The sequence below is a fragment of the Thermococcus celericrescens genome (assembly GCF_001484195.1).
GTDB classification, from domain to species: domain Archaea; phylum Methanobacteriota_B; class Thermococci; order Thermococcales; family Thermococcaceae; genus Thermococcus; species Thermococcus celericrescens.
This window is the reverse complement of sequence record NZ_LLYW01000002.1, coordinates 63,094-84,185: the sequence shown is the minus strand read 5'-3', so window position 1 is coordinate 84,185 and position 21,092 is coordinate 63,094. Positions and strand designations below refer to the sequence as shown.

23 protein-coding genes and 2 pseudogenes are annotated in these 21,092 nt (G+C 55.1%); 11 read left to right on the top strand and 14 right to left on the bottom strand.

Annotated features, from left to right (window positions below; genetic code table 11):
- Window positions 1-79: 79 nt before the first annotated feature.
- Window positions 80-2,848 (top strand): DEAD/DEAH box helicase, encoded by a 2,769-nt coding sequence (locus tag APY94_RS00780; protein ID WP_058937830.1) that lies wholly within the window; start codon window positions 80-82, stop codon window positions 2,846-2,848.
- Here APY94_RS00780 and APY94_RS00775 read toward each other — a convergent pair.
- The 5 genes from APY94_RS00775 to APY94_RS00755 form a co-directional block, all read right to left on the bottom strand.
- Window positions 2,768-4,213 (bottom strand): RNA-guided endonuclease InsQ/TnpB family protein, encoded by a 1,446-nt coding sequence (locus tag APY94_RS00775; protein WP_342667050.1) that lies wholly within the window; start codon window positions 4,211-4,213, stop codon window positions 2,768-2,770. The genes APY94_RS00780 and APY94_RS00775 overlap by 81 nt on opposite strands.
- Window positions 4,214-4,325: 112 nt before the next feature.
- A complete protein-coding gene (locus APY94_RS00770; protein ID WP_058937829.1) occupies window positions 4,326-4,622 on the bottom strand; it encodes a DUF3216 domain-containing protein in 297 nt (98 codons plus the stop codon).
- 9 nt (window positions 4,623-4,631) lie between these two features.
- Entirely contained in the window at window positions 4,632-5,390 is a 759-nt protein-coding gene (locus tag APY94_RS00765; RefSeq protein WP_058937828.1) for a YchF/TatD family DNA exonuclease, read from the bottom strand.
- On the bottom strand, window positions 5,383-5,646 hold the full coding sequence (locus APY94_RS00760; RefSeq protein ID WP_058937827.1) for a DUF504 domain-containing protein: 264 nt from the start codon (window positions 5,644-5,646) through the stop codon (window positions 5,383-5,385). The genes APY94_RS00765 and APY94_RS00760 overlap by 8 nt, the downstream gene beginning before the upstream one ends.
- Entirely contained in the window at window positions 5,646-6,365 is a 720-nt protein-coding gene (locus tag APY94_RS00755) for an MBL fold metallo-hydrolase (RefSeq protein WP_058937826.1), read from the bottom strand. Before APY94_RS00755 ends, APY94_RS00760 begins: the two co-directional genes overlap by 1 nt.
- Window positions 6,366-6,514: 149 nt before the next feature.
- On the opposite strand from APY94_RS00755, the gene APY94_RS00750 reads away from it, so the two are divergent.
- A complete protein-coding gene (locus APY94_RS00750; protein ID WP_058937825.1) occupies window positions 6,515-7,570 on the top strand; it encodes a M20/M25/M40 family metallo-hydrolase in 1,056 nt (351 codons plus the stop codon).
- 531 nt (window positions 7,571-8,101) lie between these two features.
- Here the strand turns inward: APY94_RS00750 and APY94_RS13070 are convergent.
- Window positions 8,102-8,272 carry a hypothetical protein gene (locus APY94_RS13070; protein ID WP_157065424.1) on the bottom strand — a complete coding sequence of 57 codons (171 nt, stop codon included), beginning with the start codon at window positions 8,270-8,272 and terminating at the stop codon, window positions 8,102-8,104.
- A gap of 172 nt (window positions 8,273-8,444) precedes the next feature.
- On the bottom strand, window positions 8,445-8,594 hold the full coding sequence (locus APY94_RS13305) for a hypothetical protein (RefSeq protein WP_169791793.1): 150 nt from the start codon (window positions 8,592-8,594) through the stop codon (window positions 8,445-8,447).
- 64 nt (window positions 8,595-8,658) lie between these two features.
- Between APY94_RS13305 and APY94_RS00745 the strand changes: the two genes are divergently transcribed.
- Window positions 8,659-9,078, top strand: coding sequence for a M67 family metallopeptidase (locus APY94_RS00745; RefSeq protein WP_058937824.1), 420 nt, complete (start codon window positions 8,659-8,661; stop codon window positions 9,076-9,078).
- A 103-nt stretch (window positions 9,079-9,181) separates the two neighbouring features.
- Here APY94_RS00745 and mobB read toward each other — a convergent pair whose 3' ends face one another.
- Both mobB and APY94_RS00735 read right to left on the bottom strand, forming a co-directional pair.
- Window positions 9,182-9,916 carry a molybdopterin-guanine dinucleotide biosynthesis protein B gene (gene mobB / locus APY94_RS00740; RefSeq protein WP_058937823.1) on the bottom strand — a complete coding sequence of 245 codons (735 nt, stop codon included), beginning with the start codon at window positions 9,914-9,916 and terminating at the stop codon, window positions 9,182-9,184.
- A gap of 9 nt (window positions 9,917-9,925) precedes the next feature.
- A complete protein-coding gene (locus APY94_RS00735) occupies window positions 9,926-10,141 on the bottom strand; it encodes an LSm family protein (RefSeq protein WP_058937822.1) in 216 nt (71 codons plus the stop codon).
- Between the two features lie 62 nt (window positions 10,142-10,203).
- Here APY94_RS00735 and APY94_RS00730 point away from each other — a divergent pair, with 62 nt between their 5' ends.
- Window positions 10,204-11,031 (top strand): hypothetical protein, encoded by an 828-nt coding sequence (locus APY94_RS00730; protein WP_058937821.1) that lies wholly within the window; start codon window positions 10,204-10,206, stop codon window positions 11,029-11,031.
- A 103-nt stretch (window positions 11,032-11,134) separates the two neighbouring features.
- Window positions 11,135-12,442, top strand: a complete 1,308-nt coding sequence (locus tag APY94_RS00725) for an ATP-binding protein (protein ID WP_058937820.1) — start codon at window positions 11,135-11,137, stop codon at window positions 12,440-12,442.
- A 61-nt stretch (window positions 12,443-12,503) separates the two neighbouring features.
- On the opposite strand, the pseudogene APY94_RS00720 reads toward APY94_RS00725, so the two are convergent.
- Window positions 12,504-13,816: pseudogene (locus APY94_RS00720) on the bottom strand (RNA-guided endonuclease InsQ/TnpB family protein).
- 1 nt (window position 13,817) lies between these two features.
- Complete coding sequence (locus APY94_RS00715) at window positions 13,818-14,582, bottom strand: 6-hydroxymethylpterin diphosphokinase MptE-like protein (protein ID WP_245610359.1); 765 nt, start codon at window positions 14,580-14,582, stop codon at window positions 13,818-13,820.
- A gap of 129 nt (window positions 14,583-14,711) precedes the next feature.
- Here APY94_RS00715 and APY94_RS00710 point away from each other — a divergent pair, with 129 nt between their 5' ends.
- Window positions 14,712-14,936, top strand: coding sequence for a hypothetical protein (locus APY94_RS00710; protein WP_245610358.1), 225 nt, complete (start codon window positions 14,712-14,714; stop codon window positions 14,934-14,936).
- 20 nt (window positions 14,937-14,956) lie between these two features.
- Here APY94_RS00710 and APY94_RS00705 read toward each other — a convergent pair whose 3' ends face one another.
- Complete coding sequence (locus APY94_RS00705) at window positions 14,957-16,255, bottom strand: RNA-guided endonuclease InsQ/TnpB family protein (protein ID WP_058937818.1); 1,299 nt, start codon at window positions 16,253-16,255, stop codon at window positions 14,957-14,959.
- Window positions 16,252-16,407, bottom strand: coding sequence for a hypothetical protein (locus APY94_RS13300; protein WP_169791792.1), 156 nt, complete (start codon window positions 16,405-16,407; stop codon window positions 16,252-16,254). Before APY94_RS13300 ends, APY94_RS00705 begins: the two co-directional genes overlap by 4 nt.
- A gap of 133 nt (window positions 16,408-16,540) precedes the next feature.
- On the opposite strand from APY94_RS13300, the pseudogene APY94_RS13975 reads away from it, so the two are divergent.
- The 5 genes and pseudogenes from APY94_RS13975 to APY94_RS00685 all read left to right on the top strand — a co-directional run bounded on the left by APY94_RS13975 (window position 16,541) and on the right by APY94_RS00685 (window position 20,607).
- Window positions 16,541-17,723 (top strand): annotated as a pseudogene (locus APY94_RS13975) (ABC transporter substrate-binding protein).
- A gap of 47 nt (window positions 17,724-17,770) precedes the next feature.
- Window positions 17,771-18,145 (top strand): ABC transporter permease, encoded by a 375-nt coding sequence (locus APY94_RS13515; protein ID WP_245610356.1) that lies wholly within the window; start codon window positions 17,771-17,773, stop codon window positions 18,143-18,145.
- Complete coding sequence (locus APY94_RS00695; protein WP_245610355.1) at window positions 18,118-18,789, top strand: ABC transporter permease; 672 nt, start codon at window positions 18,118-18,120, stop codon at window positions 18,787-18,789. The genes APY94_RS13515 and APY94_RS00695 overlap by 28 nt, the downstream gene beginning before the upstream one ends.
- Window positions 18,790-18,799: 10 nt before the next feature.
- On the top strand, window positions 18,800-19,648 hold the full coding sequence (locus APY94_RS00690; RefSeq protein WP_058937817.1) for an ABC transporter permease: 849 nt from the start codon (window positions 18,800-18,802) through the stop codon (window positions 19,646-19,648).
- A 5-nt stretch (window positions 19,649-19,653) separates the two neighbouring features.
- Window positions 19,654-20,607, top strand: coding sequence for an ABC transporter ATP-binding protein (locus APY94_RS00685; RefSeq protein WP_058937816.1), 954 nt, complete (start codon window positions 19,654-19,656; stop codon window positions 20,605-20,607).
- Here APY94_RS00685 and APY94_RS00680 read toward each other — a convergent pair.
- Window positions 20,604-21,068, bottom strand: a complete 465-nt coding sequence (locus tag APY94_RS00680) for a Mut7-C RNAse domain-containing protein (RefSeq protein WP_058937815.1) — start codon at window positions 21,066-21,068, stop codon at window positions 20,604-20,606. The genes APY94_RS00685 and APY94_RS00680 overlap by 4 nt on opposite strands.
- Window positions 21,069-21,092: the final 24 nt, after the last annotated feature.

Below are 21,092 nucleotides of genomic sequence, written 5' to 3'. Positions count from 1 at the left end.
TCACCGATGTATCGGACGATATATCGCTTATAAATCTAACGGTGGTTGGGCTTATAAACCACCGCGCTCATTTTTCATCATGCACACTCTCCTGAGAAAGGCCATCAGGGAGCGCTTCGGAAGGCTCAACGAGGTCCAGATGGGGGCATTCCGCGAGGTTAGTTCGAGGAAGAGCGTTCTGGTCATCGCTCCAACCGGCTCGGGGAAAACTGAAGCGGCCGTTCTGCCCGTCTTCAATGAAATCCTTGAAGAGGGACTTAAACCGATTTCCGCCCTCTACATCGCACCGCTCAAGGCCCTCAACAGGGATCTGCTTGAGAGGCTGGAATGGTGGGGAAAGAAACTTGGAATAACCGTCGAGGTCAGACACGGCGACACCTCAGCCTACAGGAAGGCGAAGCAGACGAGGAATCCCCCTCAGATGCTCATCATAACCCCCGAAACCCTCGGCGTGATTCTGACGGTTAAATCCCTCAGAAAGCACCTCGAAAACGTGAGGTTCGTCATCGTCGATGAGATAGCCGAGCTGGTCGATAACAAGCGCGGTGCGCAACTGCTCCTCGGCCTTGAGCGTTTGGCCGAGATTGCGGACTTCAGAAGAATAGGCATGACCGCAACGGTCGGCAACGAGGAGGAAGTGAGGGAATGGTTAGGGGCAGACGTCATAGTGAAGCCGAGCTGGAGGAAGAACTACCGCTTCCATGTTCTCTATCCGAGGCCCGGCGAGAAGGACATGAAGCTCGCCAGGGAGCTGAGCCTTTCCCCCGAGATAGCGGCGAGGCTGAGGCTCCTCTGGAGGATAGTTGAGGAGCACGGAAGGGCGCTCATATTCACCAACACGCGCCAGTTCGCGGAGATCTTGGCCCACCGCCTCAAGGCCTGGGGGAAGCCGGTCGAGGTTCACCACGGCTCGCTTTCGAGGGAGGCACGCATTAAAGCGGAGAGGGCCCTTAAGGAGGGCAGGATCAAGACCCTAATCTGCACGTCCTCGATGGAGCTGGGCATAGACATAGGCGACGTTGATGTTGTTATTCAGTACATGAGCCCCCGCCAGGTGAACAGGCTCGTCCAGCGCGTCGGAAGGGCTAAGCACAGGATAGGCGAGGTGAGCGAGGGCTACGTCATAACTTCCAACGTCGAGGACTACCTCCAGAGCCTCGTCATAGCGAAGCACGCCCTCGAAGGCCGTTTTGAGGCGGTCGAGCCGATGGGCGGCCTTGATGTTCTGGCCCACTTCGTTGTCGGCCTGCTCGTCGAGTATAGGAGACTCCCGCGCGAGAGGCCCTACGAGATAGCGAAAAGAGCCTACGTTTACCGGGATTTGAGCTGGGAGGACTACCTCGATGTTCTGGCGGTTCTCGAAGATGCTCGGCTGATAGGCTACGACGAAGAAAGCGGCCTGCTCTACCTGAGGAGGGGAGCCTTCCAGTACTACTACGAGAACCTCTCGACGATTCCCGATGAGGTTTCGTGGAGGGCTTTCGACGCCGGAAGCGGGCACGTCATAGGCAGACTCGACGAGAGGTTCGTGATGGACCTGGAGGAGGGCATGGACTTCGTCATGAACGGGCGGAGCTGGATTGTGCTTAAAATCGATGACGAGGCGAGGCTTTTGAAGGTCCGTGAGAGCAAGAGCCTTGAGAGCGCCATACCGAGCTGGGAGGGTGAGATGATTCCGGTTCCATTCAGCGTTGCCCTTGACGTAGGCAGGCTGAAGAGGGAGTTGGCTTTTGACTTCGAGAAGGCGAAGGGGCTTTTGGAGGGGGTTGAGTTCAGCGAGGAGGAGCTGAGGAGGGCTTTCGACGAGATCAAAGATGAGTCCTTCTCAACCGACCGCGATATCATCGTCGAGAGCACACCCAAGGCACTTGTCATACACGCCGATTTTGGAAACCGGGCCAACGAGGCTCTCGGAAGGCTGGTTCACTCGTTCCTGATTCTGCGCTACGGAAGGGTTTTTTCGGTTCGCTCACAGGCCCACGCGATAGTCTTCAAAACGCCCTTCCAGCTGAACCCGGAGGAGGTGAAGGGCTACCTCTACGGGGAGCCGGAGAGTTTGGAGTTCGTCCTCGCGAGAGCGCTGAGGGATTCACACGCCTACCGGTGGAGGATGCTTAACGTGGCGAAGCGGTTCGGGGCTTTGAGGAGGGACGCCAAGATAAGGAGAATCGAGAGGCTCTTCGAGGGTACGGTGGTGGAGAGGGAAACCCTGAGCGAGCTGTACCACGACAAGGTGGACGTAAGAAAGGGAGAGCTCGTCCTTGAGATGCTCAAGAGGGGTACGATAAGGGTGAAGACCGAGCTTAGGAGGGAACCCTCGACTTTGGCCAAGCTCAACATGACCGTCGGCGGCGAGTTCCTGCTCTCCGGCGTTCTGGAGAGGGACGAGATACTGGAGCTGTTCAGGAAGAGACTGCTCGACCACAAGGTCGTTCTGGTCTGCACCAACTGCGGCTGGCACTCGAAGACGAGGGTGATTAGACTGCAGAACGTGGAGCTGAGGCAGTGCCCGCGCTGCGGCTCGAAGATGCTCGCCGTTGCTCACCCAATAGATGCGGAGGAGTTTCTCCCGGTCTTGGAGAAAGTTCGCCATGGAAAGCCGCTGGAGCGGAAGGAGGAGAGAACCTACAGGAAGCTGCTGAAGGCCGCCGACCTCGTGGATTCCTACGGGTTCGAGGCGGTCTTGGCTCTGGCCAGCTACGGAACGGGGCCGGACACGGCGGCAAGAATTTTAGCCCAGTACAAAGGAGATGGCCTGCTCGTCGCCCTAATGGAACGGGAGCGGCAGTTCATAAGGACGAGAAGGTTCTGGGTGGATAAGAAGGAGGAGAAGGGGAGCGAGAAATAGCCCCCAACCACTGACCTCCTCCCGGCCGTGAACGGCGGGGGTTCCAACGAGGAACCCCCTAACCCAAAGGCGGGGAAGTTTGAGGGGTAATCCGCATCGCCCCCTTTGAAGGGGTTCGGAGAACCCCTCTGGCCGGGTCTTCCCCCAATTACCCCTCCCTCCCGTTAAAGCCGAGAGGCTCGGGGTTATCGTTTTCACAGCCTTCTTCAAAATATTAAACGCTCCAACGATGTCTGAATTCATGACAACGCCCTCTTCACGGCACTTAAACAAACCCCTGAAAATCCTACCATTCGAATGGCGTTGGCCGCAAAGAGGGCAAAGCTGGGAAGTGAAAGCCTCACCAACAACCTCGACGGAGATACCGAACTCTTCCGCAACTTCCATCAAACGTTTAATGACGTAATTGAACCGCCAGACGTGGGAGAGAATGAAATTCTGCCTTTTACCCTTGTTAGAATTCCTACCGATGCCCTTGGGATAGCCAACAACAATCTCGCTAACACCCAATTCGTAGAGTTTTTCAACAGTCTGCCTAACTGCCGTGTTAATGTAGTGTTTGGCTTGTAGTTTAGCCTTTCGGCGGAGCATTTTAAGCTTCCTACTCGTTTTTGCTCCCGACTTGTTGAGTTTGGACTGATAGTCAGCAATGATTTTTCTAAAATAGAAGTCAATAGCTTTTAATGGCCTTCCATTAACGAGAAAGCTTTCACCGTTCTCGACGTAAACGGCCATTAAATTGTTCACTCCAAGGTCTATTCCAGCGGAAAGGTTTCCCTTTGGAGTTCTTGGAAGGTTCACCCAACCGTTTTTGGTGAGTTTTTGATTGACCCTAAAGCTTATTTTCGCATACCACTTCCGCTTTACCTCGTCATAGACTATTTCTAACCTCCCTTGCTTGCATTTGAAGTGTATTCCGCCCTTAAACTGGAGTTTTAGTTTCCCAAATTTTCCGAGGCGTCTGATTTCGATAACGTTGTCATAAATTCTATACTGGTCGTTTCTGATTGGGATAACAAACAGTTTCCTACCGTCCTTCTCTCTAATAAAACCGGGTGGTTTGGGTTTGAACCATTCCGGCAGTCCTCCAGTTTTCTCCTTTTTGTTGAGTACGAAGAATGAACGCCAGCTTTCAGCGTTCTTTCTCGCCAAAGTTTGGACTGTTGAGCCTCCAATCCAGTTTTTGAATTGATAATAGGCCTCTTGCTGTGTTCCCCGGAAGTCTATTTTTCCGAATTCTTTGAATTGTTTTAGTCTTTGGTAGTTCAGCTTGTTCCAGATTACTGCGGTAGCGTTAGCTGACTCAAAGAGGATTTTCTCTTGTTCCTTGCTTGGCTGGAGTTGGACTGTTACTGTTCTCTTCATTAGTGGTTAGTTTACCGTTTTTGGCTTAAAATGGTTTGCTTTTTCTCTTGGTTGCTTGTTGAGTAGTTGTTTGTCCCCGCCCTGAAGAGCGAGGTTTGGTTCAAGAGAAAAATCACTGGAGGTTCCGCATCGCCGGCTTTCTGAAGAGCTCATCCAGCTCCGCCCGTCTGGCCCGCACCCGCTCGTGGAGCCTCGCCACGCGCTCGTCACCAGGATATTTCATCATCAGGGTTGTGGTTATGCCCTCCAGGAAGCCGAGTATCGAGACTTTTATGAAGTCCTCGCCCTTCTTGCTCTCCAGCCCCTCGTTGAGGGCCACGAACGAATCGAGCCTCGCTATTAGCGCCCCCTCCCCAAGCTCTTCCAGCAGGCTTCTGACCTCCGCCACCTCGGGTATATCGATCGTCATACCATCACCTCACAGCTTCAAATTGAAGAACCTCACCGCGTTCCTCTCGGTGACCCTCTCGACTTCCTCGAACCCCAGCCCCTTAAGCTTTGCCACCTCTTCAATGGCAACGCGGACGTTGCACGGCCTGTTTCTCTCCCCCTTGATGGGACTCATGTAGGGAGCGTCCGTTTCCACCAGCATGTTTTCGACTTTAACTGCCTTCGCCGCCGCCATTACCTCTGGGATGAAAACTATCCCCGTGTTTATCCCGATTACGTGGCCGTTCTCTACTATCTCCCCCGCCAGCTCAACGCTCCCGGCGAAGGAGTGGAAGTACGCCCTAACGCCCGCGCGCTGAACCATCTCAAAGGCCTCCCTTTCGGCCTCGCGGGCGTGTATCACCACGGGAAGCCCCAGTTCGAGGGCCAGCTCAAGGAAGTGCTTGAATATCGCCCTCTGGTTCTCCCGTTGCCTTTCGTTTTCCGCGTAGTGGTAGTCGAGCCCTATCTCCCCTATCGCCACTATCTCGTCCCTGTGGTCCAGTATGAACTCCTCAACCCGCTTCACCTTCTCCCAATTGCCACGCCGCGCCTCGTTCGGATGGTACCCCAGGGTGGGAACGATGAAACCAAAGTACGGTTTCAGCATCTCCCAGCTCTTCCAGACGTGGGCTTTCCTGTACTCGGTGATTGAGTCCACCACAGCGGCGAGATCCTTCCGGCACTCCTCTATGATCCTCGGTGCGTCCTTTTTGTAAAACTCGAAGTGGGCGTGGGCATCAATCACTCTCTCCCCTCCTGTCCTTTCTGGTCTCCCATATTACCTTCCCATCTTTTCTAACGACCCTCAGGATGCGGTGGTACGGTATCTGGGCGTCCCCGACAAAGAAGTAGCCGTGACCGAGCTCTATCATCTCGACGGGGATTTTCTTGACATCGCCGTAGGCACCGCGGTGCTCTATGATGACGTAGTAATCACCCTCGTCCTCCCTGGGGTCGTACTTGAGCTTCGCCAGAACCTCCTTCACGGAGCCCTTCCGCATCAGAGCCACCCCAGGATTTCGTCGATGTTCTCTCCCCAGTCCTTTATGACCCAGCCGTGTCCTGGAAGGCCGAAGTCAACATCGTAATCCCTGAGCCTTTCGAGGCTCTCCCTCAGAGCCCATCCGTCTCCCGTGGGCAGGTCTGTCCTGCCAACCGTGCCGTTGAAGACTGTATCCCCGGTGAACATTATTCTCGTCTCTCCATCATCCAGGTAGAGGCACGAGCTTCCCGCCGTGTGGCCGGGCGTGTGGATCAGCTCAAGCTCCAGGGAGCCGACTTTGAGCGCATCACCCTCTATCCTGTGGAGGTCAACCTTCTGCGGTTCGAACCTCCTCCCGTATGAATAGGCCAGAATCACGTAGTCGTCTCCCTTCTCCAGCGTTTTCGCCGTGGTTTCGTGGGCGGCGAAGAGAACCGCTATGCCCTTTCCCTTCAGCCAGTCCGCCAGGGCCATATTTCCGCCCACGTGGTCGAAGTGCTCGTGGGTGTTGAATATCGTGACCCTATCAACGCCGTTGAGGAGGCCTTCCCTCTCCCAGATTTCGGCGTAGACGTGCCAGTTAACGCCGGTGCCGGTGTCCACTACGAGGGCCTCCCTTCCGGCCCTCACCAGGTAGACGTTCGAGTCCCAGCCTATGCCCCTCAGCATCGTGGTGTGGGGAGGAATCTCAACAGGCACCAGCTCCCTCGGGAACTCCTCGATGGAGCTTATCCTCACGCTTTCACCTCCAAAAGGGGCTCGAGGAGGACCGTCTCCTCATACGGAGGGCAAACCCCGTCGGGAGGGGTCAAACTCTTCATCGCCCTATCGACTTACGCGGGGGATGTTTATAAACTCAACCGCGGAGGTTGAATTAGGTGACCCAAATGAAAACCGAGCGCGCGAAGGAGATACTCCTTCAGCTTTTGAAGATACCCTCCCCCTCTGGAGAGGAAGACAGGATAATGCTCCACATAATGGAGTTCCTCCACAAACTGGACTACGACGTCCATATCGAGAGCGACGGGCAGATCATCGACCTCGTCGTCAACCCCGAGGCCGAGCTCTTCTACGAGGTTCACATCGACACGATACCGATTCGCGCGGAGCCCTTCGTGAGGGGCAACATCGTCTACGGAACCGGTGCGAGCGACATCAAGGGCGGAGCGGCAGCTATACTCCTCATGCTCGAGAACCTCCGCAGGGAAGGGAAGGAACTCAACGTCGGCATCGTCTTCGTCAGCGACGAGGAGCACGGCGGCCGCGGAAGTGCCCTCTTCATGGAGCGCTACAAGCCCAAGATGGCCGTCGTTCTGGAGCCGACTGATTTGGAAGTCCACATCGCGCACGCCGGCAACATCGAGGCCTACTTTGAAGTTGACGGCAAGGAGGCCCACGGAGCGTGCCCCGAGAGCGGAGTGAATGCGATAGAGGAGACCTACAAGATGCTCGAGGAGATGAAGAAGCTCGAGCCCTTCAATGCCAAGGGCAAGTACTTTGACCCCCACATCGGCATCCAGGAGCTCGTCTGCGAGAACCCGGTCTACCTCATCCCTGCCCTCTGCCGCGGCCGGCTTGAGGCGAGGCTCCTGCCGGACCAGGAAGTCGAGGACATACTCGACCTCCTCGACCCAATATTCGACGAGTACACGCTGAAGTACGAATATACGGAGATATGGGACGGCTACAAGCTTGAACCCGACGAGGAGATTGTCCAGCTAGCGAAGAAAGCGATGGACGTTACCGACATAGACGAGTTCGGAGGAATGAGAAGCTGGACGGATGCCATAAACTTCATGTACAACGGTACCAGAACCATAGTCTTCGGCCCGGGCAACCTCGACATATCGCACACCAAGAACGAGCACATCGATGTTAGGGACGTCGTTACCGCCAGCGAGTTTCTGAAGGCACTGAACGAGATTTACGGGAAGGGCGAGTGAGCTTTTCTTTTTCTCGCCAACCTTTTTAGGAGGACCCCCACCAGTCACTTTTTCTCCTGAAAGTCTCGCTTTTGGGGGTGGGGATGCAATAAACTGCCCAACAGCCCTTAAACGCCGAAACCCTTTTGAACTTTGGGGTGTAGTAAGGCCTCGGAGGGGCCACTCAAAGACAACCCGATGGGACGAGGGGTTTCAGCGTGTCCTCCCGCCATTGGGGGGAAGACGCCGTAAGGCGTCCTTTCAAAAACCGCTTTCGAGCGGTTTGAAACTCTGTGGGGTGGCCTTAGGTGATAACCCCAATCCGCTTTGGCGGTAGGGGTAACGGGCGCGAGACCGTGCCTTCGGGCCGAGCCGAAACCGGCGACGGGAGTAGGAGATGAGTGCCCGTAAACCTTCCCGCCACTGGCGAGGGGTTAGGCAAACCCTCGCACTTCACGGCGGAGAGGAGGTCAGCCTTTAGAAGGAACAATCTACAGTTGCGACGTCAGGGAGTCGTCGATAAACGTCAAGGGAGGGGAAGCAAAGGGAAGGCTAAGCGACCCACTCGAGCTCGTAGCCCCTCGCGCGAAGCTTTTCCATGTCTTCCCTCGCTATCCTTTCCGCCTTCTTTATGTCGTTGGTGACGACTATCCTCTCTTTGGGGAGGGTGTTGTTCATGTAGTAGACAATTCTCACGAGCATGCCATCACCCCAGTATATCACTGCGAGTGATAGAAAAATCGGGAGGATTTAAAAACATTGTTGCACCGATTTTAACATCAAAGTACACAACAGTCCAGACCAAAATATGCATCGATGTACAATATTGTCACGATAGTCACAAGTGTCGCTCCGCCGCGGAGAATGCCAAAAAGAATAATTTGGGGAAGAAGAATCACTCGATCTTCTCCAGCTCGAAGACCCTTGCGTCCTTCCGCTTCATTTCCTTTACCGCCATCCTCCTGGCTTCATCGGCGCTGTCGGCGTGAAGGATTATTGTTTCGCCGTGGTTTTCCCCACCGTGGAGGGTAAGGGCCCATTTCATCGTATCACCGGCAGAACTTCGTCACATCTCCAAGCTTTATAAGTCTAACGGGGGAGTTTTAATCATGAGGTTGGTAATTCGACAAGATGATTTAAAGGAGATCATCAAAATGACAGAAAGGAGTGCTGTTGAGGTATGTGGCTTCCTCTTCGGGAGGCGAGAAGGGAATGACTTCATCGTCGAAGAAATTCGCTTCATCCCCAACAGGTTGAACTCGCCCACCGCCTTCGAGATGGAGCCGCTCGAGATGGTGAAGGCCATAGACCGGGCCGAGGAACGGGGCCTTGAGGTTGCCGGCATCTTCCATTCCCACCCGAAGTGCCCGCCGAGACCGAGTGACAGGGACTTGAAGGGCATGAGGCTCTGGCCAGTCGTCTGGCTGATAGTTACGTCGAAGGGCGAGGTTAGAGCGTGGATTCTGGAGGAGGGGAAGGTTGAAGCGGTGGAGGTTGAGGACGAAGTTGATTCTGTTAGGGGGATATAGAGGAACTCGCCAAGAGCGTGAGGAGGGGATGTTCAACGGAGGAGGAACAGAGAAAGAACTTGAAGAATTGAGAAATCGAAGCCCACGCACAGAGGGAACTTGATTAGTCCTCCCTAATCACGATCTCTATCTTTCTCCCCTCGCGGTAGCCCTTCATCGCCGAGAGCATGCCCTTGATGGTCTTCTCCACCAGCTCCTGCACCCAGTCCTTCATCGGCAGGACCTGGCCGTCTATTCTAACGGTCACCTTCGGTTTCTGACTCAGAACCACACAATCCTTGGTCGTCTTCTCGCCCCTCACTATCATCCTCGCCATCTCGGCGCACTCAAAGCCGCAGAGGCCGCAGTCTATGTTGGGGAGCATGAAGGCTCCCGTCTCCACCAAATCCGCGAGCTTCTCCGGCTCTTTGGTAGCGTCTATGACAGGAAGGCCCTCAACTCCATCCGCACCCGCCGAGGCTATAACTCCGCTCACCGCTACGGCAAGGCCGTCGTTGAGCTCCCTCACGTCCTCCTCGTTCCTCGCGCATATTATCCTGGGAACGTGCTGAACCGATTTAAATCCCTCGAGAAGGAGGAAATCGGCGGAAACCATTGAGAACAGCGCGTTGATGTCCTTGGCGTTGAAGAGGAAGGCATCGGTATCGTTCGCCCTGACAAGGACGGCATCGGCGACCTTTGAGAAGCGCCACGTATCGCTCCCCTCCCTGTCGAAGTCGACGTGCATGCTCTTAGCTATGGCAACGCGGTAACCTCTCTCCTTGAGGACCCTCGCGACGGCCTCAATCGTCGTCGTTTTCCCGCTCTTCTTGAAGCCAACGAAGGCGATGCCCCTCATCCCAATCCCTCACAGGAGCATTATCCAGTTGAGGTCGTCTATCTTCACCACGAGGGCCTTGGCCTTGTTTCCGGCTATGTCCACCACGTCCCTCAGGAGTATGACCTCCTCATCGAAGTCATCCAGGATTCCGGTGAAGGAGTGCTCGTTGCTAACAGCCAGGGCAACCCTCTTTCCCTTCCAGGCCTCCAGGGTTCTGTCGAGCAGGTACTGCTTCTCGCCCATGCGCTCACCTCCAGAAACCAAAAACCTATAAGGCTTTTAACCGTTTCCGGTTCGGTGATAGAATGAGGTTCGTCACGAAGAGTGAATCCGTAAAGAAATCGTTTTTGGAAGACCTGAGAAGGGAAGGCATCAAGTTCGAACTTCATGAGAGACTCGGATACGAGGCGTTCGTTGGATACCTGCTCGAGGGAACTCTTGAGGAGATAAGTGCGCAGATAGACATCATAGAGGGGGCCGACAGGGAGGCCCTCAGGGAGGGATTCGTCTCCTTCAGGGAGAGCCTCAACCACATACTGGAGCACATCAAGGTCGGCGAGAGGTTCGAGACCCTCCTCCAGGAGGGCCCCTGGGTTGCCGAGCTCCTCGACCAGCTCACGAGGAACGGCGCCATAGACTACAGCGACGGCGTCATCAAGCTGAGGAAAGGCATTGACGTCACGAAGCTCCGCTTCGAGTTCAAGTTCCCCTTCAACCTCGTCCACAGCCCGGAGAGCGCCGAGAGGATAGCCAAGCAGTTCGCCTTCACCGACCTCACCATGGAGTACGAGTTCGAGATACTCGAGCTGAACATAGCCAAGATAAACACCCTCGGAAAGATCGCATCACACTACTTCCCGGAGGACTACCTCCTGAGGGTCTACTTCGCGCTGATAGGCCGCTCGATCCTCTCAGGGGAGATACTCAAGTCCCTCGGCAACGAGAAGGTTCCGGAGGAAGACCTGATCAAGGGATTCGTGAGGGCCTCGCCCATCTCGATACCCACTGAGAAGGGAACCCTCGTTATCAACTACTCCCCGAGGGCCGTCGAGGAGGTTCTCCGCTTCCTCAAGAGGGCTGGCTACGTCGAGATAAAGGCAGGGAAGGTCAAGAAGCTCAGGGACCTGGTCTAATCAACCTTTCTCATCTCCTATTTTAGATTCTCGATAATCACCCCACCTCACGGGAACAAACGTTTATAAGTTGGTTCAACATAATGACCAAATCGGTGGTGTTATGGTTCAACCAGATGACCTAATTGTGGAGCACCTAACGAGCACCCCCACCCTGCTCGCCCCTTACAACAAGCCCCACAAGAGACACCTCTACAGCTGGCTGTCCTCGAAGGCTGAGATGTACTTGGAAGGTGGAAACTCCGACACAATCCTTCTGCTCGGAATCAGGGGAGTTGGAAAAACGACCCTGCTCGCCCAGATATACTTTGAAGTCCTGAAAGAGGTTGGTCCCAACGGGGTTCTCTACCTCTCCCTCGACCGGCTGAGGGCCCTCGGCCTAGAGCTGCGGGAGGTGGTTGAGGCGTACAAGCGACTGGTAAGGCCCGAGAAGGCGGTAATCCTCCTCGACGAGGTTCAGTACGAGAAGGATTGGGACTTGAAGATCAAGCTCCTCCACGACGAACGGAGGTTCTTCATAATAGCAACAGGTTCTTCAGCGATAAAGCTCAGGGAAAGCCCGGATCTCGCGAGGAGGGCCCTTCACAGGGAGCTCTTCCCGATGACCTTCCGGGAGTACCACCACCTCAAAACGGGCCGGGAACTGCCGGAACTCATGGGGAGAATCATGAGAGGGGAAGAAATCTCGATGCCCCCTGTGATGGAGGACGTCGAGATGTACGTCAGGGCCGGCGCGATGCCGCTCGCCCTCGAAATGGAAGAATGGGAGGTTTACGAACGATTGACGGCGATGCTCGACCGCGTTGTCTACCGCGACCTGCGGGAGGTTCACGAGTTCGACGCCGAAACGCTCGACCGGGCCTTCGACCTGCTCCACCTTCTCGCGACCCCGAAGGGCGAGCGCTTCAGCTACGAGAGGCTGTCAAAAACCCTCGGGCTAGCCAAGGGGACCGTTATGAAGCTGGTCGATGCTTTGGAGAAGGCCGGCCTCGTGCAGAGGATTCCACCCTGCGGTTCTCCCGCGAAGGCCATCCGAAAAAGCCCCAAAATCAAGTTCCTCGCAGTTCCGATCAAGTCGGCCCTGCTCTTCAGCTCGGGCTTCAACCTCAACAGAAAGGAGGTCTTCGCTTCTCTGCTCGAAGACGTCGTGGCGTTCTACCTGTTCCTCCTCTCAAAATCGGGAAACGGCCGGCTGTGCTACGAGCCCGGCAGGGGCGGAGCGGACTTCGCCCTTGAGCTGAACGGGGAAAGGGTTGTCGTCGAGGTCGGTCTCGGCAAGGTTCGGAAGAGCCAGGTAGAGAGGAGCATGGAACGCTTAGGGGCAGAGAGGGGAATCGTGCTAGGTGAGAGATACGAGATAAGCGAGAGGGTGGCGTTTTACCCCTGGAAGGTCTTTGTGGCCGGGTTCTGACTGAGGACTACCTCATTTCAAAGGATGACCTCCTCCCCGTCCTGAAGGGCGAGGGTTCGGCTTAACCCCTCGCTAATGGCGGGGAGGTTCGAGGGGTAATCCGCATCACCCCTTTTGAAGGGGGTTCGGAGAACCCCTCCGGGAGGGCCTTCCCCCAATTACCCCTACCCCCCGCTAAAGCAGGACGGCTCGGGGTTATCGTTCTCACCACCCTCTTCAAAATATTAAACGCTCCAACGAGGTCGGCGTTCATGACAACACCCTTCCCACGGCACTTAAATAAACCCCTAACAAAGCGGGCATTAGAATGGCGTTGGCCGCAGAGAGGGCAAAGCTGGGAAGTGAAAGCCTCATCAACAACCACAACCAGAATACCATACTCCTCAGCCACTTCCTTCAAGCGTTTGATAACGTAATTAAACCTCCACACGTGGGAGAAGAGAAAATTCTGTCTCCCGCCTTTCTCAGAGTTTCTGGCTATCCCCTTCGGGTAACCAACGAGGATTCTCGAAACTCCGAGGTGATAAAGCCTCTCGACGGTTTGTCTCACGGCAGTGTTAATGTAATGCCTCGCCTGAAGTCTCGCCTTCTCATGCATTCTTTTGAGTTTTCTACTCGTTTTTGCTCCAGACTTGTTGAGTTTTGACTGGTATTCTGAAATCCTCTCCTGCCAGTAAAAGGCGATACTCTTTAAGGGCCTTCCATTCACGAGGAAGCTTTCGCCGTTCTCAACGTAAACGGCCATCAAATTGTTCACTCCTAAATCAATGCCGGCAGAGAGGTTTCTCAATGGTTCTCTTGGAACTTCAACCCACTCACCGTTGATTGTTTTTCTTCCACCGTGATGGTGATGTGAGCGTACCATTTTCTTTTAACGGCATCATACTGTATCTCAAGCCGTCCCTGTTTTCCCTTAAGGTAAATTTTCCCCTTGAATTGAATCCTCAGTCTTCCGAACTTCCCGAGGCGCCTCAACTCAATAACGTTCCCGGTAATCCTGTATTGGTCGTTTCTGATGGGGATTATGAAAATTTTCTTACCGTTTTCTTCTCTAACAAAGCCGGGAGGTTTTGGTCTGAACCACTCCGGCAATTCCCCGTTTTTCTTCTTCTTGTTGAGTTGGAAGAATGAGCGCCAGCTTTCGGCGTTCTTTCTGGCTAATTGTTGGACTGTCGAACCACCAATCCAGTTTTTGAACTCGTGGTAAGCTTCCTTTTCAGTTCCGTTAAAATCAATCCTGCCGAATTCTTTGAATTGTTTTAAACGCTGGTAGTTCAGCTTGTTCCAGATTACTGCCGAAGCGTGAGCTAACTCGAAGAGTGCTTTCTCCTGCTCCTTGCTCGGCTGGAGTTTGACCGTTACCGAGCGCTTCATTTCAGAGTAGGGTATTGTTATTAGGCCTTAAAAGAGTATCACTTTCCCGCTCAAGGGCCAGTTGGGCGGTTGTCAGATAATCAATCCTCGCCTTCCCATTCTTCTCCAGCCATTTCAGCAGTTCCTCTGCAAACTCGAACTTCTTCCTTTTGCTCTCCCATATCGGGGCGTGCTCCCTCAACCCGGGCTTGCTCCACCTCCCCACGGTCTCGCCGAAGTCGAAGCCGACCAGAACTATCTCCCTCGCGCCCAGCTCCTCGGCCAGAAAAGCGGCCCTGTCGCCGTCGGTAAAGCCACCGAAGTTGTAGACGATGTCCAGCGGTTCCGTCTGGGTCGTCCCCAGAACCCTTGAGAAGAGCGGCACGTAGGCGGTCAGTTTATCCACGTTGTCCCCGTGGGCATGAACGGCCATGAATGCTCCCCGGTCGTTCGCCAGCTTCAGGTCGGGAATCCTGCCGTCAAGGTCAGAGACGATGATGTCGGGCACCATATCGTGCTCTAGGAGTGCAGAAGTTGCCCCATCGGCGACTATCAACGTCCCATCGGAGAAATCAAACTCCTGGAGAGCATCCTCCAGGCTGGGCCCGCAGCCGAAGACGTAGGCCTTTCTCCCGACGACGGCCGCCAGCTCGTCCCACAGGATGTATTCATCTCCCTCGAGGAGGAGCGCCCTGAGGATTCGAGCGGCCCTTCTGTCCCCCTCAATCGAGTACCCCATCTCCCGAACGATGCGGAGGTAGAGGGGCTTCCAGTCTTCCCAGTCCATGGAAGGGGATGGGGGGGAGCATATATCAACTTTGCCCTTGGTTCATGTATGGACTTCGTCGGTCCGATAATGGGCACTGCGAAAGATTTAAATGCATGGATGTCCGTAAATATCCACCTGTGACACATTATGAGGCGACAGTACGCGACATTGGCTCTGGTGGTTTTGGTGGTTTTTTCTGCAGTGGCCAGCGGCTGTATAAGCGGCGGTGGCGGAGAGGAAGAGACAGCGACGATAGTGATGGGCGTTACGGACAAGGTGACTGACCTTGACCCCTCGAACGCCTACGACTTCTATACCTGGGAGGTTCTCAACAACGTCATGGAGGGCCTGCTGACCTCCTCCCCGCCGTGAGGGGCGGGGGTTCCAACGAGCTAACCCCTCGCCAAGTGCGGGAAGGTTTGAGGGGTCTCATTTAGGCCCACTAAAAAGCGGGTCTTCGACCCCTCCGGCCCGGTCTTAGGCCAATTACCCCTCCCTTGGGCATACAAACCGCCCAAGTTCAGGGTTATGGTTTTGATAGCCTTCTTCAAAATGTTAAAGGCTCCAACCAAGTCAGCGTTGAAGATAAGCCCCGTTGCGGGACACTTAAATAAACCCCGAACAAACCTCGCTCCCTCGTGGGGCTTCCCGCAGACGGGACAGGTTTTCGAAGTGAAAGCCTCATTCACGACCAAAACCCGAATACCATACTCTTCTGCAACCTCTTTCAAGCGTTTTATCACCGTGTTAAACCTCCAAACGTGAGAAAGCAGATAATTCTGCCTCCTGCCCTTTTCAGGCTTCCTCGCTATGCCCTTTGGATAGCCGACTACAATCCTCGAAACGCCAAGACGATAGAGCCTTTCAACGGTTCTCCTAACGGCAGTGTTAATGTAGTGTTTGGCTTGAAGTTTAGCCTTCTGATACATTCTGGAGAGTTTCCTACTCTTCTTGGCTCCAGACTTGTTGATTAAAGACTGATAATCGGCTATCCGTTTTTGCCAATAGAAAGCTATTGACTTCAATGACCTTCCATTCACTAAGAAGCTCTCTCCATTCTCCACATAAACGGCCATTAGGTTGTTCACTCCAAGGTCAATTCCAGCGGAGAGGTTGCCTAACGGTCGTCTTGGAACTTCAACCCATTCTCCACCCTGAAGTTTCTTCTCGACGCTTATGCTGACGTGAGCATACCATTTCCGCTTCACGGGGTCGTAAGTTATTTCCAGTCTCCCTTGCTTGCCCTTGAGATGGATTCTCCCCTTGAACTGGACTTCCAGCCTTTTGAACTTTCCGAGGCCCTTGAGGATTAATCTATTACCCTCAATCGTGTATTGGTCATCCCTAAGAACGATTAATCCCCCTTCTCTGAGGTAGTTCGGCGGTTTTGGTTTGAACCAGTTGGGGAGTTCTCCGTTCCGTTTATTCCTAATGAGTGAGAAGAATGAACGCCAAGCCTCGGCGTTCTTTCTCGCTATTTGCTGGACTGTTGCCGAGCCTATCTCCGCCTTAAACTCCTCATAGACAATTTTCTCGGTTTTGAGGAAGTCTACAGGCTTTCCCTCGAAGAATTCCTGCCTCCTAAGGTAGTTTACCCTGTTCCAGACTTTGGAACTAATTTGGACTAACTCGGAAAGGGTCTTCTCTTGGGCTTTTGAGGGCTGGAGTTTTATCGTTACGCTCCTCTTCATTGTTCTTCGCTCTCGACTTTTTTAATCCAGAGCTTCATTGCTTCAGTTACGGCTACTCCCAAGGCCCCTCGAATTCTCCCGTATTTCTTTGCCACGAGTTCTCTGAATTTCTTCTCAACTTCATCATCAACGGAGACATTAATAACCCCCATTAATCAACACCAATTTACATTAGTATGGTCTGATTTAAAAGCTTTTTGATGGTGTGCTTTCCTGCTCTCGGGCTGAATTTTCAATCCTTGCATCCCCGCCCTAAAGGGCGAGGCTTTCAAAAAGAAAAAAGTAATGACCATCCAGGGCGACCCGTCCTGGCTCGTTACTGACTTCGTGGACAAGGTGGAGGCTAAGGATGACTACACGGTTGTCTTCTACCTCAAGCAGCCAACCGCATACTTCCTGGCCCTCCTCACGACCCCACCGTACTTCCCGGTCCACCCCGACTACGCCCCCGACCAGATACAGAGCGACCAGACCGCCGGCGGTGCCGGTCCATACAAGATAACCAAGTGGGTGCGCGATGAGGAGCTCGTTCTCGAGGCCAACCCGAACTACTACGGCGAGAAGCCCAAGACCGAGAAGATAATCATCAAGTTCTACCGCGACGCCTCGACCATGCGCCTCGCCCTCCAGAACGGCGAGATAGACATCGCCTGGAGGACGCTCAGGCCTAGCGACATAGACAGCCTGAAGAAGGATGAGAACTTCAACGTCATAGAGGTTCCTGGCGGATTCATCCGCTACATCTGTCTCAACACCGAGAACGACCCGACGAGCAACGTCAAGGTCAGGCAGGCGCTCGCGGCGGCCGTTGACAGGCCCGAGATAGCCCAGAAGGTCTTCATGGGAACCGTTGAGCCCCTCTACAGCCTGGTTCCGAACGGAATGTGGAGCCACAAGGACGTCTTCAAGACCGCCTACGGCGACGGCAACATAGAGAAGGCCAAGGCTCCTCAGTGAGGCCGGCTACTCCGAGAGCAACCCGCTGGAGATACAGCTCTGGTACACGCCGACCCACTACGGCGACACCGAGGCCGACCTTGCCCAGATGCTCAAGGAACAGTGGGAGAAGACCGGAATGATAAAGGTCACCATCAAGAGCGCCGAATGGGGAACCTACACCGACTACGCCAGGAACGGCCAGATGCAGGTCTACCTGCTCGGCTGGTATCCCGACTACCTCGACCCCGATGACTACACCACGCCGTTCCTCAAGAGCGGCGCCAACAAGTGGGCCGGAACCGGCTACTCCAACCCGACGATGGACGACCTCCTGAGCCCGGCCCAGAGGCTCAGCGACCAGAACGAGAGGACGAAGCTCTACGAGCAGGTCCAGGACATACTGGCGGGGGACGTTCCATACATACCGCTGATACAGGGCAAACTCTTCGTGGTGACCCAGAAGAACGTCAAGGGAGTGACCATAGGCCCGGACATGATATTCCGCTACTCGACCCTTTACAAGGAGTGATTTCCTTCTTTCACTCCTTTTTGTCTCAATTAAGAAGGGGTGATAACGTGGCCAGGGGACTCGGTCAGTACATAATAATCAGGGCGCTCATGATAATTCCGACGATCCTCATTCTCTACACCCTCGTGTTCTTCTTCCTGAGAATCCTTCCCGGAAACCCGGTTATGGCAGTCGTCGGAACGAAGAACATTCCCCCGGAGCAGCTGGAGCACCTCATGCAGATGGCTGGGCTCGACAAGCCCCTCTACGTCCAGTACTTCGACTACCTCAAGGGCGTCCTCCACGGCGATTTCGGGGTTACGCTGGCGTTCCCGATGGGGAAACCCGTGTGGGACTACATAGCCCAGCGCTTCCCGGCGACGCTTGAGCTCCCCTCTGGGCCTTCACCGTCAGCGTGCTCCTGGGCATCCTTACCGGAGTGATAGGGGCCACCAGGAAGGGAACGAAGACCGACACGGCGATGCGGGTCTACAGCATAATCGCCTACACGCTCTTCATACCCTGGTTCGGTATGATGCTCCAGTACCTCTTCGGAATCCACCTGCACTGGCTGCCCACTTCGGGCAGGCTCGACCCAGGGGTTAACCTTCACACGGTAACCGGCCTCTACGTCCTGGACAGCATCATTACCGGAAACTGGGACGCGCTGGTGAGCTCGGTGAGGCACCTGATCCTGCCGGCGCTCACCCTCGGAATAGTCCTCAGCGGAGCGTACACGAGGCTGGTGAGGAACAACATGGTTGACGTCCTCAGCCAGGACTTCATAAGGGCCTACCACGCGAGGGGCGTCGCCGACAGAAAGGTCATGTGGTACGCGCTGAAGAACGCCTTCATACCCGTCGTTACCCTCATGGGACTCCAGTTCGCCATACTCCTCGGCGGTGCGGTTCTTACCGAGACGACCTTCAGCTGGCCGGGAATGGGAACGTTCCTCGTGGACAGAATAGACTACCGCGACTACAACGCCATCCAGGGTGCGGTGATATTCTTCGCCTTCTTCGTCGGCATCATCAGCCTCATAGTGGACATAGTCTACGCGCTGCTCGACCCGAGGGTGAAGTACTGAGGTGGTCAAGATGGAGATAGCAGGAAAACTTACCGAGTTCGTCTTCGGGAAGAAGCCCGGCAGGGGCATGCTCATCTTCGGCATAATCATCGTCCTCATAGTGGTCATAATGGCGGTCTTCGCCCCCTGGATAGCCCCCTATGACCCAACGCAGAGCAGTGACGACGTCTTCGCCCCACCCAGTCCGGACCACCTCATGGGAACCAACAGACTCGGCCAGGACATGTTCTCGAGGATAGTCTGGGGCTCGAGGGTCGTCCTATACGTCGTATTCATAGCGACGCTGCTCTCGATGGCGATAGGAATTCCCCTCGGACTGCTCTCCGGCTACCACGGTGGAAAAGTCGACAGAACGCTGAGCGTGATAATGGACAGCATCTACGCGTTCCCCGCTTTGATCCTCGCGATGGTCATCGCGGTGGTTCTGGGCCCGAGTCCGATAAACACGGCCATAGCGATAAGCTTCGTCTACGTGCCGACCTACTTCAGGATGGTTCGCGGGCAGACCCTCAGCTTCACCGGCCAGCTCTTCGTTGAAGCGGCCCACGCGATAGGCGCAAGGGACAAGGAGGTCATGTTCAAGTACATCCTGCCCAACCTCGCCCCGACGATACTGGTCGTCTTCACACTCAGCGTCGCCGATGCCATACTAACGGAGGCCGGTCTGAGCTTCCTGGGACTGTCGGTAACGCCGCCGACGCCCGACTGGGGATACGACCTGCGCGTCGGCCAGCCGTTCCTGCTCGACGGCTACTGGTGGCTGGTCTTCTTCCCGGGAATAATGATAATGCTCCTGGCCATGGCCTTCGCGCTGATAGGAGAGGCCCTCAGCGAGAGGCTCTCCCTTGGAACGAGGTGATGTGAATGCTGCTGGAAGTCAAAAACCTTAGCATCTACTACTACACCCTCGCTGGGGTCGTCAAAGGGGCCGAGAACGTGACGTTCAGCATAGGCAGGGGAGAGTGGGTCACCTTCGTTGGGGAGAGCGGAAGCGGAAAATCCACGGTCGCGCACGCGATAATGAACATCGTCCCGTCGCAGGGGAAGATAGTCTCGGGCGAAGTCATCTTCGAGGGAAAGGACCTGCTGAAGGTGGGCAAGGAGGAGCTTAGGAAGATCCGCGGAAAGGACATCAGCATGATATTCCAGGACCCCATGACCAGCCTCGACCCCCTCAGGAAAGTCGGCGACCAGATGGTCGAGGTCATGACCGTCCACGGCGTCTCGGAGGATGAGGCGAGGGAAAGGGCGAAGGAGCTCCTCGAGAAGGTCAACCTTCCGCCCGACAGGCTCGACTACTACCCCCACCAGCTCAGCGGCGGCCAGAGGCAGCGCGTTGTGATAGCGAGGGCGATGGTTCTGAAGCCGGAGTTCGTGGTGGCGGACGAAGCGGTCTCGATGATAGACGTCTCGATGCGTGCCTCAATCCTCGAACTTCTCGAGTCCTTCAGGGAGGAGTACAACCTCAGCCAGCTCTTCATAACCCACGACATAGCGGTCGGCAAGCTCATAGCGGACAGGATAGCGGTGATGTACCTCGGCAAGATAGTCGAAATCGGCCCGACCGATGAGGTTCTGAAGAACCCCGCCCACCCGTACACGATGGCCCTCATCCAGGCGGTTCCATCGATAGCGCGCAGGAAGAAGGAAAAGAAGCTCAAGATAACCGGAGAAGTCCCCAACGCAGCCAACCCTCCGAATGGATGCCGCTTCCATCCAAGGTGCCCGTTCTCGAGCGAGACCTGCATAGCCCACGAGCCGGAGCTGGTGGAGATAGGCCACAACCACTTCGTTGCCTGCCACCACCCGCTTCACTAGCTTTCTTTTCTTAATTTCCGGTCTATTTTCAGCATCCCCCTCCACTGCCTTCCCGGCCAGTAAATCTGACCGCAGTTCTCGCAGACGTAGAACTCATTGTACTTCTCGTAAACGCTCTCCGGGACTCTCTCCTTAACCTCTTCCTTCGAGGCGGGCCTTATCAGTCCGTTGCATTTGGGGCAGCGTGCGTTGGCCGGAAAAAGCTCCCTGAATTCCACACCAAAACGCCTGAGTTCCTCGACCTGCCCCTCAAGGGAGTTCGAGTTCAGCAGGATTGATTCAACCCCGAGCTTCTCAGCCCTCTTTGCGAGGCCCGAGTCCCTGGTCAGGAGAATCCGGCCCTCAACTAGGGCAACCCGGAGTATCTCGTCGTCATCCTCCACCCCGTAGAGCGTGTCGTAGCCGTACAGCCGGAGCCACCTCGCGAGCCGGCCGAGCATCATGTCCGCTATGAACCTCATGTTCCGGAGTTGGCGGCAATCCTT

Bases quoted from the DNA above. Each gene is read 5' to 3' on its own strand.
- APY94_RS00760 (WP_058937827.1), bottom strand. From the start codon at position 5,646: ATGCGGAAGGGCTCCGTGAAGGAGGTTCTGGCGAAGCTCAAGTACGAC.
- APY94_RS13300 (WP_169791792.1), bottom strand. From the start codon at position 16,407: ATGGGGGTTATTAATGTCTCCGTTGATGATGAAGTTGAGAAGAAATTC.
- APY94_RS00680 (WP_058937815.1), bottom strand. From the start codon at position 21,068: ATGAGGTTCATAGCGGACATGATGCTCGGCCGGCTCGCGAGGTGGCTC.
- APY94_RS00715 (WP_245610359.1), bottom strand. From the start codon at position 14,582: ATGGACTGGGAAGACTGGAAGCCCCTCTACCTCCGCATCGTTCGGGAG.
- mobB (WP_058937823.1), bottom strand. From the start codon at position 9,916: ATGAGGGGCATCGCCTTCGTTGGCTTCAAGAAGAGCGGGAAAACGACG.
- APY94_RS00725 (WP_058937820.1), top strand. From the start codon at position 11,135: ATGGTTCAACCAGATGACCTAATTGTGGAGCACCTAACGAGCACCCCC.
- APY94_RS00690 (WP_058937817.1), top strand. From the start codon at position 18,800: ATGGAGATAGCAGGAAAACTTACCGAGTTCGTCTTCGGGAAGAAGCCC.
- APY94_RS00685 (WP_058937816.1), top strand. From the start codon at position 19,654: ATGCTGCTGGAAGTCAAAAACCTTAGCATCTACTACTACACCCTCGCT.
- APY94_RS00750 (WP_058937825.1), top strand. From the start codon at position 6,515: ATGAAAACCGAGCGCGCGAAGGAGATACTCCTTCAGCTTTTGAAGATA.
- APY94_RS00745 (WP_058937824.1), top strand. From the start codon at position 8,659: ATGAGGTTGGTAATTCGACAAGATGATTTAAAGGAGATCATCAAAATG.
- APY94_RS00780 (WP_058937830.1), top strand. From the start codon at position 80: ATGCACACTCTCCTGAGAAAGGCCATCAGGGAGCGCTTCGGAAGGCTC.
- APY94_RS00735 (WP_058937822.1), bottom strand. From the start codon at position 10,141: ATGGGCGAGAAGCAGTACCTGCTCGACAGAACCCTGGAGGCCTGGAAG.
- APY94_RS00770 (WP_058937829.1), bottom strand. From the start codon at position 4,622: ATGACGATCGATATACCCGAGGTGGCGGAGGTCAGAAGCCTGCTGGAA.
- APY94_RS00705 (WP_058937818.1), bottom strand. From the start codon at position 16,255: ATGAAGAGGAGCGTAACGATAAAACTCCAGCCCTCAAAAGCCCAAGAG.
- APY94_RS00775 (WP_342667050.1), bottom strand. From the start codon at position 4,213: ATGAAGAGAACAGTAACAGTCCAACTCCAGCCAAGCAAGGAACAAGAG.
- APY94_RS00730 (WP_058937821.1), top strand. From the start codon at position 10,204: ATGAGGTTCGTCACGAAGAGTGAATCCGTAAAGAAATCGTTTTTGGAA.
- APY94_RS00710 (WP_245610358.1), top strand. From the start codon at position 14,712: ATGAGGCGACAGTACGCGACATTGGCTCTGGTGGTTTTGGTGGTTTTT.
- APY94_RS13305 (WP_169791793.1), bottom strand. From the start codon at position 8,594: ATGAAATGGGCCCTTACCCTCCACGGTGGGGAAAACCACGGCGAAACA.